This window comes from Pseudomonas sp. LB1P83 (assembly GCF_054897885.1).
The window spans coordinates 6,151,972-6,164,176 of record NZ_CM142709.1 but is presented as its reverse complement, the minus strand read 5'-3'; the positions used below and the strand labels follow the sequence as shown (position 1 = coordinate 6,164,176).

At 57.7% G+C, this 12,205-nt stretch carries 10 protein-coding genes and 1 pseudogene; 6 read left to right on the top strand and 5 right to left on the bottom strand.

Features of this window, described 5'->3' with window-relative positions:
- The first annotated feature begins 179 nt into the window (after positions 1 to 179).
- Together hexR and ACYZTY_RS28355 are read left to right on the top strand one after the other, a co-directional pair.
- Positions 180 to 1,046: a transcriptional regulator HexR gene (hexR, locus tag ACYZTY_RS28360; protein ID WP_008027445.1), complete on the top strand. Its 867-nt coding sequence runs from the start codon at positions 180 to 182 to the stop codon at positions 1,044 to 1,046.
- A gap of 230 nt (positions 1,047 to 1,276) precedes the next feature.
- Positions 1,277 to 1,486 carry a PA3496 family putative envelope integrity protein gene (locus tag ACYZTY_RS28355; RefSeq protein ID WP_461956379.1) on the top strand — a complete coding sequence of 70 codons (210 nt, stop codon included), beginning with the start codon at positions 1,277 to 1,279 and terminating at the stop codon, positions 1,484 to 1,486.
- Here the strand turns inward: ACYZTY_RS28355 and ACYZTY_RS28350 are convergent.
- Positions 1,428 to 2,390, bottom strand: a complete 963-nt coding sequence (locus tag ACYZTY_RS28350; RefSeq protein ID WP_131058980.1) for a LysR family transcriptional regulator — start codon at positions 2,388 to 2,390, stop codon at positions 1,428 to 1,430. The two genes, ACYZTY_RS28355 and ACYZTY_RS28350, sit on opposite strands and share 59 nt — an antisense overlap.
- Before the next feature lie 190 nt (positions 2,391 to 2,580).
- Here ACYZTY_RS28350 and ACYZTY_RS28345 point away from each other — a divergent pair, with 190 nt between their 5' ends.
- Positions 2,581 to 3,996 carry an acetyl-CoA carboxylase biotin carboxylase subunit gene (locus ACYZTY_RS28345; protein WP_046030798.1) on the top strand — a complete coding sequence of 472 codons (1,416 nt, stop codon included), beginning with the start codon at positions 2,581 to 2,583 and terminating at the stop codon, positions 3,994 to 3,996.
- 11 nt (positions 3,997 to 4,007) lie between these two features.
- Positions 4,008 to 5,816 carry a sodium-extruding oxaloacetate decarboxylase subunit alpha gene (gene oadA / locus ACYZTY_RS28340; RefSeq protein ID WP_461956378.1) on the top strand — a complete coding sequence of 603 codons (1,809 nt, stop codon included), beginning with the start codon at positions 4,008 to 4,010 and terminating at the stop codon, positions 5,814 to 5,816.
- 222 nt (positions 5,817 to 6,038) lie between these two features.
- On the opposite strand, the gene ACYZTY_RS28335 is transcribed toward oadA, so the two are convergent.
- Positions 6,039 to 8,267 carry an autotransporter outer membrane beta-barrel domain-containing protein gene (locus ACYZTY_RS28335; protein WP_461956377.1) on the bottom strand — a complete coding sequence of 743 codons (2,229 nt, stop codon included), beginning with the start codon at positions 8,265 to 8,267 and terminating at the stop codon, positions 6,039 to 6,041.
- A 199-nt stretch (positions 8,268 to 8,466) separates the two neighbouring features.
- Positions 8,467 to 8,666 (bottom strand): annotated as a pseudogene (locus tag ACYZTY_RS28330) (hypothetical protein); the annotation flags it as partial.
- Between the two features lie 128 nt (positions 8,667 to 8,794).
- Here ACYZTY_RS28330 and ACYZTY_RS28325 point away from each other — a divergent pair.
- Positions 8,795 to 10,147 (top strand): HipA domain-containing protein, encoded by a 1,353-nt coding sequence (locus ACYZTY_RS28325; protein WP_461959408.1) that lies wholly within the window; start codon positions 8,795 to 8,797, stop codon positions 10,145 to 10,147.
- Positions 10,144 to 10,422, top strand: a complete 279-nt coding sequence (locus ACYZTY_RS28320) for a helix-turn-helix domain-containing protein (protein ID WP_461956376.1) — start codon at positions 10,144 to 10,146, stop codon at positions 10,420 to 10,422. Before ACYZTY_RS28325 ends, ACYZTY_RS28320 begins: the two co-directional genes overlap by 4 nt.
- Positions 10,423 to 10,498: 76 nt before the next feature.
- Here ACYZTY_RS28320 and ACYZTY_RS28315 read toward each other — a convergent pair whose 3' ends face one another.
- Entirely contained in the window at positions 10,499 to 11,338 is an 840-nt protein-coding gene (locus ACYZTY_RS28315) for an amino acid ABC transporter permease (protein ID WP_461956375.1), read from the bottom strand.
- Positions 11,335 to 12,156: an ABC transporter substrate-binding protein gene (locus ACYZTY_RS28310; protein ID WP_461956374.1), complete on the bottom strand. Its 822-nt coding sequence runs from the start codon at positions 12,154 to 12,156 to the stop codon at positions 11,335 to 11,337. The genes ACYZTY_RS28315 and ACYZTY_RS28310 overlap by 4 nt, the downstream gene beginning before the upstream one ends.
- Positions 12,157 to 12,205: the final 49 nt, after the last annotated feature.

Sequence of the window (12,205 nt, the reverse complement as noted above, 5' to 3'; positions counted from 1 at the left end):
TAGGAGGGGCTGACCGGGCAGTGGGCATGAGAAACCCTCTGTCGGTGCTACATGGAGCGCATGTGGCGTGGAATGGGGACATCGAGTTACGCATTGAGCAGGCAAAAAGCCGATTCATGTAGTATAACTACAAGCTTGCTACATCTCCGGCACCTGCCAATAACAAAGAGTCCAGCCCTTTGAATCTGCTGCAACACATCGCCCAGTCACGCCACCTCTTACGCAAGTCGGAGCTCAAGGTCGCCGACCACGTGCTGCTTGATCCTGCGGCGGTGATGCACAGCTCCATGGCCGACCTGGCCCATAGCGTGGGCATCAGCGAGCCGACCATCGTGCGCTTCTGCCGCGCCATCGGTTGTTCCGGTTTTCAGGACCTGAAGTTGAAGCTGGCGCAGAGTCTTGCGGCAGGCGCGAGCTTCGGCCAGTTTGCGATTCATGAAGACGATTCGGTCGCCGACTACAGCCTGAAAATCTTCGACACCACCCTGCACACCCTGATGGAGGTTCGCGAGAAGCTCGATCCGGTGGAATTGCAGCGGGCAGTGTCGCTGATGTCCCAAGCCCAGCGCGTCGAATTCTACGGCTTCGGTGCATCGGGCGCGGTGGCGGCGGATGCCCAGCACAAGTTCTTCCGGTTGCTGCTGACGGCGGCGGCGTATTCCGACCCGCATATGCAGGCGATGTCGGCGGTGACCTTGAAGCCGACCGATGTGGCGATCTGTATTTCCCAGTCCGGGCGCTCCAAGGATTTGCTGATCACGGCAAACCTGGTGCGTGAAAGCGGCGCCTCGTTGATCACCTTGTGCCCAAGCCAGACGCCGTTGGCCGAGCTGTCGACCGTCAATCTGGCGATCGATGTGCACGAAGACACTGAAATCTACACCCCGTTGACCTCGCGTATCGCTCACCTGGTGGTGATCGACGTGTTGGCGATGGGCGTGGCCATGGCGCGCGGGCCGAGCCTGGTCAACCACCTCAAGAGCGTCAAACGCAGCCTGCGCAGCTTGCGGCTTTCGCCCAAGTCGGTGAAAGCGCTGGACGACTGATTCAAGACGGCACGGACCCTGTGGCGAGGGGATTTATCCCCGTTGGGCTGCGAAGCAGCCCCCAAACTCGTAAGTACGACGCCGCATGCGATTGTTTTACGACTGCTTCGCAGCCAAACGGGGATAAATCCCCTCGCCACAACATTCATCTCCCTGTAACGCACAAGCCGCCAAACCGTCATCCCGTGCGCCTATCTTGAAACTCCCGTAATCGCCTTGGGAGACTCGAAATGGCCCAGCCCTACGAAGAACGCAACAGCGCCGCCAAAACCCGTCGTCAGCAAGAAGATCAGCGCCGCATGGAATTTCGCCGCGCCATCGAAGATCGCTGCGAACGCCGTCAGCTGCTGGCAGAGATCGGTGATTTCCCCGAGCTGGAGCTCAACTACTGGCAGGCAGCTCCCGCAACTTCCCGTCGAAGCGCTCAACCAGCGCGCTGATCTGCACCCGCTCGCTGCGGATAAACGCAAGGAACGCGTGCGCCACCGGTGACAGCCGTTTCGCCTTGGCTTGCACCAGGCACCAGCTGCGATACAGCGGCAGTTCTTCGACCGGTAACTCGATCAATCCACCGGTCGCCAACTCAAGGTTCAGGGCGTGGCGCGTCAACAGCGCGACGCCCAGACCCGCCAGTACACATTCACGCTGGGCTTCGGCCGATGCGACCTCCTGGGTCTGGTTGAAGTGCACGCGCTTCTCTTTGAAATACTCCTCGCAAGCCATTCGCGTACCGGAACCGGGCTCGCGCAGCAGCAGTGTGTACGGCTCGAGGTCTTGCAAGCGCAGCGGCCCCATGTGGCACAGCGGATGGTCCGGTGGCGCGACGGCAACGATCGGGTTATTCAGGAATGGCAGGAACTCCAGGCCCATGTCCTGCGGCACCATCGACATGATTACCAGGTCGTCGCGGTTATCAGACAGTCGACGGATCACCTGCCCCCGGTTGACCACCGTCAGTTGCAGATTCACCTCCGGATGCTGACGCTTGAACGCGGCAAACAGGTGCGGGACGAAATACTTGGCGCTGGATTCCACCGCTAGTTTCAGCTGGCCTTGCAGCGATCCCTGCATGTCCGAAAGCTGCATGTCGAGGTTTTCCAGTCGCCCGAAAATGTCCCGGCTGGCGCGCTGTAGTGCTTCGGCGGCCTCAGTCATGTAGAGTTTTTTGCCAACGTAATCGAACAAAGGCTGACCAATCAGCTCTTCAAGTTGACGAATCTGTAGGCTCACGGCAGGTTGTGTGAGCGACATTTCGTCGGCCGCTCGGCTGTAGGATCGCAAATCACAGACCTCATTGAAGATCTGCAATTGACGCAATGTCATACGCATCAATGACTTACGCATTTTCTAAGCACTCTCACCACAGGCTGATCAATCAACTATAAGTCTTTACTTATGGCTAACCCAATTATTAATCATTTTTGTTAATCCCTTGTGGGGGCTAGTGTGGGGCTGCGACTAAATCGAAACATTTAGTCACGCGTCGACCTGGTCTAGCAGGTCGTGGGTACCACCGGCTCAAGGGAACCTCCAAGTGATAAAAAAGATCCTGATCGCCAACCGTGGTGAGATTGCCGTACGAATCGTGCGTGCCTGCGCCGAGATGGGCATACGCTCGGTCGCGATCTATTCCGACGCCGACCGCCATGCCTTGCATGTGAAGCGTGCGGATGAGGCCCACAGCATCGGTGCCGAGCCACTGGCCGGCTACTTGAATGCGCGCAAGCTGGTGAACCTGGCTGTGGAAACCGGTTGTGATGCGTTGCATCCCGGCTACGGATTCCTCTCGGAAAACGCCGAGCTGGCAGATATCTGCGCTGAACGCGGCATCAAATTCATTGGTCCATCGGCTGAAGTCATCCGCCGCATGGGCGACAAGACTGAAGCACGTCGCAGCATGATCAAGGCCGGCGTGCCGGTCACGCCAGGCACCGAAGGCAACGTTGCGGACATCGCCGAAGCCTTGGTCGAAGGCGACCGTATCGGTTATCCGGTGATGCTCAAGGCGACTTCCGGTGGTGGTGGCCGAGGTATCCGTCGCTGCGACAGCCGGGAAGAACTCGAACAAGCGTTTCCACGGGTGATCTCCGAAGCGACCAAGGCGTTTGGGTCGGCGGAAGTGTTCCTGGAAAAATGCATCGTCAATCCGAAACATATCGAAGCGCAGATCCTCGGCGACAGCTTTGGCAACGTCGTGCACCTGTTCGAGCGTGACTGCTCGATCCAGCGCCGCAACCAGAAGCTCATCGAAATCGCTCCAAGCCCGCAACTGACCCCGGAACAGCGCGCCTACATCGGCGACCTGTCGGTGCGCGCAGCCAAGGCCGTGGGCTATGAAAATGCCGGCACCGTGGAGTTCCTGCTCGCCGAGGGCGAGGTGTACTTCATGGAGATGAACACCCGGGTGCAGGTGGAACACACCATCACCGAAGAAATCACCGGGATCGACATCGTCCGTGAGCAGATCCGCATCGCATCCGGCCTGCCGTTGTCGGTGAAACAGGAAGACATCCAGCACCGCGGTTTCGCGCTGCAATTTCGGATCAACGCCGAAGACCCGAAAAACAATTTCCTGCCGAGCTTCGGCAAGATCACCCGTTACTACGCGCCCGGCGGTCCCGGCGTGCGCACCGACACGGCGATCTATACCGGCTACACCATTCCGCCGTTCTACGATTCCATGTGCCTGAAACTGGTGGTGTGGGCGCTGACCTGGGAAGAAGCGATGGACCGTGGCTTGCGCGCCCTCGACGACATGCGTCTGCAAGGGGTCAAGACCACCGCCGCGTACTACCAGGAAATCCTGCGTAACCCGGAATTCCGTAGCGGCCAGTTCAACACCAGCTTCGTTGAAAGCCACCCTGAACTGACCAACTACTCGATCAAGCGCAAACCCGAAGAGCTGGCCCTGGCCATCGCCGCCGCCATCGCCGCCCACGCAGGCCTGTGAGGAATAGAACAATGTCCAAGAAAATCCACGTTACCGACACGATCCTGCGCGACGCCCACCAATCGCTGCTCGCCACCCGCATGCGTACCGAAGACATGCTGCCGATCTGCGACAAGCTCGACAAAGTCGGCTACTGGTCGCTGGAATGCTGGGGCGGCGCAACGTTCGACGCCTGCGTACGCTTCCTCAAAGAAGACCCGTGGGAGCGTCTGCGCCAATTGCGCGCGGCGCTGCCTAACACGCGTCTGCAAATGCTGCTGCGTGGCCAGAACCTGCTGGGTTACCGCCACTACAGCGATGACGTGGTCAAAGCCTTCGTCGCCAAGGCCGCGGTCAACGGCATCGATGTGTTCCGCATCTTCGATGCCATGAACGACGTGCGTAACCTGCGTACGGCCATCGAAGCGGTGAAAGCAGCGGGCAAACACGCCCAGGGGACCATCGCCTACACCACCAGCCCGGTGCACACCATCGACGCGTTCGTCGCGCAAGCCAAGCAAATGGAAGCGATGGGTTGCGACTCGGTGGCGATCAAGGACATGGCTGGCCTGCTGACGCCATACGCCACTGGCGAACTGGTGAGGGCATTGAAAGCCGAGCAGTCGTTGCCGGTGTTCATTCACTCCCACGATACCTCTGGCATGGCGACCATGTGCCAGCTCAAGGCCATCGAAAACGGCGCTGATCACATCGACACCGCGATCTCCAGCTTCGCCTCAGGCACCAGCCACCCAGGCACCGAGTCGATGGTCGCCGCCCTTAAAGGCAGCGAATTCGACACCGGCCTGAACCTGGAATTGCTGCAAGAGATCGGCTTGTACTTCTACGCCGTGCGCAAGAAGTACCACCAGTTCGAAAGCGAATTCACCGCCGTCGACACCCGTGTGCAAGTCAACCAGGTACCGGGCGGGATGATTTCCAACCTGGCCAACCAGCTAAAAGAGCAGGGCGCCCTGAACCGCATGGCGGAAGTGCTGGCCGAAATCCCGCGCGTTCGTGAAGACCTCGGCTTTCCGCCACTGGTGACCCCGACCTCGCAAATCGTCGGCACCCAGGCGTTTTTCAACGTGCTGGCCGGTGAGCGCTACAAGACCATCACCAACGAAGTGAAGCTTTACCTGCAGGGCGGCTACGGCAAGGCACCGGGCACTGTGAACGAAAAACTGCGTCGCCAGGCCATCGGCAGCGAAGAAGTGATCGACGTGCGTCCGGCCGACCTGCTCAAGCCGGAAATGACCAAACTGCGTGCCGAAATCGGTACCGTGGCCAAGTCTGAAGAAGACGTGCTGACCTACGCCATGTTCCCGGACATCGGCCGCAAATTCCTCGAAGAACGTGCTGCCGGCACCCTGACGCCAGAAGTGCTGTTGCCGATTCCTGAGGCGGGCGGTGTGGCCTCGGCCGGTGGCGAAGGCGTGCCGACCGAGTTCGTGATCGACGTCCACGGCGAAACCTACCGCGTCGACATCACCGGTGTAGGGGTCAAGGCTGAAGGCAAACGCCACTTCTACCTGTCCATCGACGGCATGCCGGAAGAAGTGGTGTTCGAACCGCTCAACGAATTCGTCAGCGGTGGCAGCAGCAAGCGCAAGCAAGCCACGGCGCCAGGCCACGTCAGCACCACCATGCCGGGCAACATTGTCGATGTGCTGGTCAAGGAAGGCGACACCGTGAAAGCAGGGCAAGCCGTGCTGATCACCGAAGCGATGAAGATGGAAACCGAAGTCCAGGCCGCCATCGCTGGCAAAGTCACCGCCATCCACGTGGCCAAGGGCGACCGGGTGAACCCGGGCGAAATCCTGATCGAGATCGAAGGCTGAGTTAACAGCCGAGATAACACCGCTTTAAACCTCGGGGGGGCATGTGCTCCCCTTTTTTTTCGTCCCGAGTTCCGCATGGCAAAATGTGCGAGCCTGCTCCTGGCGGCGCTCCGACGATTGCGGTGCGACATTCGGCATCAATGTTGACTGATGCTCCGCTATCGTCGGAGCGCCGCCCGGAGCAGGCTCGCTCCCACAGGGACGCGGTGTGTCAGTGGTTGATCAGAACGCCATCCGCCACTGGCCCATCACGCCGTGATTGCGGCTGTCAGTGCCAATCTCACCATTAAGGCCGACTCCCAGCGTATGTTTCGCTGACAAGCCAAGGTCCAGACCTGCATCAACCAGCAGACTGTCACGGTCCAGCGGCGCACCGGAAACAGTGAAGTTCTTCCCGCCCGTTACCAATCGTTGGCGAGTGTCGGTGTAGATATCCCCGTACGTGTGTTTCCAGCCGGCACTGAACCGTGGCGTCAGTTGCATGCCGTTGTCCAGCGTATTGATTTTCGCCAGTCGCAGCCCGAAGGTGCTGTTGAGGTTGTTTTGGGTTTGGCCGTGTACTTTCAATGCTGCCGCGCCACCTTTTTCCGTGTAGCCGTCGCGTTGATAGCGTTGATAGCCAAGGCTGGCAAACGGTTCGATGCTGACATTGGCCCGCCCCAGGTTGTAACCCACTTCCGCAAAGGCCTGTTGGGTGCTGGCATCGTAACGACCTTCGGGACGGTCGCTGAAACCGTTGAAGGCAACCCGACGTTTCGTGCTGCCGTCGTGATTGCTGTAGGTCGCGCCCAGGCGTAGCGACATGGGGCCGTTCTGGCGCAGGGCATAGGCACCCAGGTGCCAGCTGTCGAGATTGCCGTCGAGTTCGCGGCTGTCCAGTCGAGTTTCAGACTTGCCGCTCATCACACCGATGCGCCATTCCTCACCGACGCTCCAATCCGCGCCCAGAACGAGACCCTTTGTGGACGTTTGCAGAGCGTCGTGGTCGCGATCCAGCGTTCCGCCGTGACCCAAGGCTTGTAGCCAGACTCTGCCATTTTCTTCGCTGGTGGCGGCCAGGCGTAGTGCGTTGGTTCGGTGACCGGGCTTGTTGTAGCCGCTGGCGCTGTCCAGTTGGCGCATGGCCGAGAGCAGAGTGGCGCTGACTGGGCTGTCGCTGTTGAGGGTTGCCTTGGCGAGGTTGGCGTTGTTGCCAGCGGCAAGCTGTTCGATTGCGTAGGAGGCGGTCACTTTGTCACTACCGAGCAGGGCTTTGACGGCGGCGTTTACGGGGATGGTTGGTTTTGGTGCGGTGGCGACGGGATTGGTCGCTGTTGATGGAGTTGAGGCGGTGGCAGAGTTGTTGGTGCTTGCCGGTGGATTAAGAGTTTCAGCGACAGGCCGTGAGTTATCAGATGAGGCCTGTTTCTGTGGTATGTCTTCCGGCTCTACGATGCTTTGCGCGAGTTCCTTTCCGTTATCACTGATCGCGGCATTCTCGATGGGCACCTCGTTACGGGTGATGATCAGATCGACTTTGTTTTCTGCGTATTCGAGCTTGGGCGTTAAAAAGGCAAGGTTGTTGAGTACTTTTCCAAATTCACCTTCGACTTTGTTGGCAGTAAGGATGGTGTTTTCGCTGATCAAGGGGTAGTCACCGGGTGCTGCAACGATGTTCAGCGTGGCGTCACCAAGACTGGCGGTGCCACCCACTAATATCGCTTCACTTTTGCGACCGGCATCCACCTCGTAGGTCAGTTCGGCAGTGTTCGAAAGCGTTAAGTCACCTGATACTTTCGGGGCACCGTGCATTTTGTCGACGGAGAACTTTCCGTTTACTTGAAGAGCACCGACTGAACCATTGCCAGCCAATACACCATTTTCATCGATAACAACGTCACCTCGAATATCCCCCGAGTTTTTCAGGGTGCCTCCTGATCGCACCGTCACGCCGCCACCAATCTGGCCAGTGTTGACAAGCGTACCTTGGGCCAGCGCGCCTCCCTCGATATGTCCGTCATTGATTAGCGTTGCATGGGGGCGGATCAGGACACCGATATCGAAGTCACCGGAGCCATTCAAGGTCCAAGTACTTCGTTTGAGCTCCAAACCTGCGAAGCGGTGACTCTTGCCTAACGTGCCTCCACTCTGAGTGTCGAGCTGCATGAAGTTGGTACCGTCACCACCGTCAATTGTTCCGGTGATTTTTCCGCGACCAGAGACAATGACCAGATCATTTCCATCCCCGAGTTTCCGATTAACACCATCCGCTATCTTGCTGATCGAGATCTTGTTGGTGGCGGGATCGTTGATGAATGTTTCAAGAGCGGCAATGAGCTGATCCGGAGTTTCGGCCGAAGGCGCGATGGTCTCGGCAGAGATCTCTTGGGCAAGTGAGATTTCGGTGCAACCCAGCGCAAGCGCAATAGCCAGCGCCAGGTGTTGTGGGCGAAATTTGTGCTGAACGGGCATCGGGTTTGACCTCATTAAACAAGAGGTCAAACTCTAAAGAGCGCGCTTCTGTGCCGATGTCAGCCGGTTCCGGCGTGTTTGCGGGCGGTGTCAGATAGTTGTGTAGAAAATAGTCGCTCGCTTGATCGAGAGGATTTTTGGCCACCCGAGCGAAAGACCTTTCTTACAACTATTCAAGAAGCTGCCGGCTATCGCAAACTTAAAAACACATCTGCCACTGCCCGATCAACCCATGATCGCGGCCATTACTCCCAATCTCTCCGCTGTAGCCAACCCCCACCGAATGCCGCGCCGATATGCGCAAGTCCAGCCCGGCCTCCAGCACCAGACTGTCGCGTTCCAGCGACTGACGTCGACGCTGAACGCGGTGCCCCCGACCACAAACGCCTGATGTGTCGAGCCTAACAATCCTGCATATGCATTTTAATGCGTTCTTGAAGATGTCTAGTACATCACAAATGCACTATATTGCATTCAAGGCTTAAGGGATTCGCAAAAAAATGCATTTAAATGCAGGTGATGACGGCATGTACAACCTGACTTTACAGATTTTCATTACCGGGAAATGGCACGACGCCATGGTCTTGAGCTTCGACAGCCCTGAAAAAGGCTTCGAAAGCCGATGCAATTTCGGCTACGAAACACCCTATCTTGTCGAAAACATTGAGGATATCGGGGCTCCATTTGCCAAGGCAGTGAGTGCGAGGTTTCCTCTGGAATGGGAGGGTAAGCGATCCAATGCACCCGCATTTCTTCACGATATTGCACCTGCCGGTGCCGCCAGGAAATTTCTGCTGACACACATAGGTCGCGACATACCTGCGGACGTCAGTGCCGACCTCTATTTACTGGCCCGAAGCACTCCTGCACCGATTGGCAATATGCGCATAAAGGAATCCGCTGAGGCAGTAGATCAACGCGAGCCTATAGGGTTTAAACGCCAGGACGTCATCAGTCGTGATAACCGGTTTCTCGAATATGCCTATGAGCAGGGCGCCGCAATTGGTGGGGCAACCGGAGCGGGTGGCGAGGCGCCCAAACTTTTGTTAGTTCAGGGTAAGGATGGAAATTTATACCCCGACGCAGTGTTGGACGACGCAGACGCTGCCCAACACTGGTTCGTGAAGTTCTCTCGCAACAAAGGGAACAGAAACGATCAAGACATTCTCAGAAGCGAATACCACTACTACAAAGCACTCCAAAAACTAGGCATCGAAACGGTGGCAGAACAGGGCTTGGCGTTGGAAGAGGCGACCAAGCCTAGTCTGTGGATGCAGCGTTTTGATCGACAAGTGACCCCTCTGGGTGTTGAGCGTTTTGCCGTGGAGTCGATCTACTCTTTGGCACAAGTAACCACGCCCGGTAGCCCTATGGACCACATGGAAGTTATCCGGCTACTTGCGAGACTCTGGCGTGAAGCGGGGCAGGCGGACCAAATCCCGAATCTTGTTGCTGACTACCTGCGTCGGGATCTGCTCAATAAAATCCTCGGCAACTCAGATAACCATGGCCGCAACACCGCAATCATTCGGGACACCGCTTCGTTTCGTTTAGCACCGATCTATGATCTGGCGCCTATGGTGATGGATGACGAAGGTGTGACCCGCACTACCAAGTGGCCAAAAGAGCTGGAAAGAGCAGGTGACGTTGATTGGCGTGGCGTATGTCGAGCATTGGCCGACATTGCAGATCCTAATGATCCATTAGCTGCGTTGAGTGATGCGCCGAATTCTTTCGAACGATTGCGGGAGGATGCCAAGCGTCTGGCAGCACTCCCCGACATTTTGACCGCCAGTGGTTTGCCTGACGCGACAATGAATCACCCACGAATTGCCTTGAAAAATCTGGAGCAACGTTTGAAAGAGTGGGACCTGAAATGAGCATGACCGTTGCTGAACGCACTGTGCTCATCGAAAGCATCCAGGAAGCGCTGGCTCAAGGCACTCTTGAGATAAGCGAGGCGGTCCGTCGATTGCGAGTCGAGGTCACAGGGCTTCACCAGACCCAATTCGCAAAAATGTGCAAAATCTCGGTGCGCACGCTGGTGCATATCGAGCATGGGGAAGGAAATCAGACGCTGAAATCGCTGAATGCAGTATTCAGACCGTTTGGATTGAAGATGGGCGTGGTGCGGATTCGACGCGACTTGAGCTGATTCTGCACCGTGTACGGGCGCTCCATTAAAGATGGTATCTGCAGGGATTAGCGGCCAGTCGAAGGCAGCAATCCTTTCACTGACTCCGACTCAAATATGCCTTCCCATAATGCCGCTCCATCCTTGCCTGAATCAGCTCCAGCCCAATCGACATCACCCAGTAAATAATCGCTGCCGTCGTCAGCATCTCGATGTACCGATAGCTCGAGCGTCCATAAGATTGCGCCAGGAACATCACCTCCCAAACCCCCATCACCGAGATCAGCGATGAGTCTTTGAGCATCGAAATGAATTGGTTGGTGGTCGGCGGGATGATGGTGCGCATGGCTTGGGGCAGGGTGACGCGCCAGAAGATCACGGTTTCGCGCATGCCCAGTGCCAGGGATGCTTCGCGTTGGCCGTGGGGGACACCGAGGATGCCGGCGCGGAAGATTTCGCTCAGGTACGCGCCGTAGTTCAGTGACAGGGCGATGATGCCGGCGGTCACTGCGCCGGGGACGACGCCCAGTTGTGGCAAACCGAGGTAGATCAGTAGGATCTGGATCAGCAGCGGCGTGCCGCGAAAGAACGAGGCGTAGAAACTCGCGATGCCGAAGGCCACGGCGCTTTTTGAAAGCCGCGCCAGGGCGGTGATGAAGCCCAGCAGCGACGATGTCACGATTGAGGCCAGGCACAGAAACAGCGTCAGCGCCGCGCCTTGCAGGAAGCCGTTCGGCGCCAGGTGCAGGCCGATCAGGTTGGGCAGTTTGTCGAGGATGATCGAAAACTTCAGGTCGAAGCTCAGGAAGAAACTGGCGAACAAACCCAGCATCGCCGCCCACGTCAGGTACAGCCGTGTGCGGAAACCAAAGATTCGTTGCAGTCTCGACTCAGCCACCGGTTGCGGCGGCTGAGGAGGTTTTGGGAAAGAAGTCATTGGCTGATGTCGGCGCCAATCCATTTTTGCGAGAGCTTGCTCAGGGTGCCGTCCTGTTTCAGTTGTGCAAACACTTCACGCACCTTGGCGTCCCATTGGGCGTCGCCTTTTTCGATGGCGACCGAGTTCGGCTCCGAGTACAGCGGTTCGCCGGCCAGCTTGAAGCGTTTGTCCTCGGTCAAGCGCGGTTGCGCGGTGACGAGGTTGGTCAGGATCGCATCCAGCCGCACGCCGGCACCAAGACCCAGGTCCTGGAACGCCACGTTGTCGGTGTCATACGGCGCGATTTGCACGTCCTCGAACGGGTACTGCAACTGGGTGTCTTCAGCACCTTCGATCACCAGGTTTTTGTTCAGGTAACTTTCGTAGCTGGAGGCGCTGGTGAGGCCGACTTTCTTGCCGCTCAGGTCCTTGGCGCTGTGAATGCGATCATCCTTGGCATTGACCACGATCACGGCGGGCGACGCGTAGTACTCGACCGGGAAATCGAAGACTTCGGCACGTGCCTTGCTCGGCGTCATCGAGCAGACGCAGATGTCGTAACGGCCGCTCCAGCGACCGGCGGCGATGACGTCCCAGGACGGCGTTTCCAGACGCAGTTTGACGCCCAGTTTGTCCGCCACGGCTTTGGCCACATCAACGTCAAAACCGTCGAGCTGGTTCTGGTCGTTGAGGAACGAGAACGGTGGATAGCTTTCCATCAACACGCCCACCAGTTCTTTCTTCTGCTCGATGCGGTCCAGCGTGGCTCCGCCAAAGGCTTGGGTGGAGGCAGCCAGAATCGTCAGGCCCAAGGCCAGAAGCGGTTGAATTTTCACAGTCGATCCCTGATAAAAAAGTGGTTGTTATTAACCGGGTGGTGCGTAT

What these genes read in the sequence shown, in the direction of transcription:
- ACYZTY_RS28320 (WP_461956376.1), top strand. Translation starts at nt 10,144, where the DNA reads ATGAGCATGACCGTTGCTGAACGCACTGTGCTCATCGAAAGCATCCAG.
- ACYZTY_RS28325 (WP_461959408.1), top strand. Translation starts at nt 8,795, where the DNA reads ATGTACAACCTGACTTTACAGATTTTCATTACCGGGAAATGGCACGAC.
- oadA (WP_461956378.1), top strand. Translation starts at nt 4,008, where the DNA reads ATGTCCAAGAAAATCCACGTTACCGACACGATCCTGCGCGACGCCCAC.
- ACYZTY_RS28355 (WP_461956379.1), top strand. Translation starts at nt 1,277, where the DNA reads ATGGCCCAGCCCTACGAAGAACGCAACAGCGCCGCCAAAACCCGTCGT.
- ACYZTY_RS28350 (WP_131058980.1), bottom strand. Translation starts at nt 2,390, where the DNA reads ATGCGTAAGTCATTGATGCGTATGACATTGCGTCAATTGCAGATCTTC.
- ACYZTY_RS28315 (WP_461956375.1), bottom strand. Translation starts at nt 11,338, where the DNA reads ATGACTTCTTTCCCAAAACCTCCTCAGCCGCCGCAACCGGTGGCTGAG.
- ACYZTY_RS28335 (WP_461956377.1), bottom strand. Translation starts at nt 8,267, where the DNA reads ATGCCCGTTCAGCACAAATTTCGCCCACAACACCTGGCGCTGGCTATT.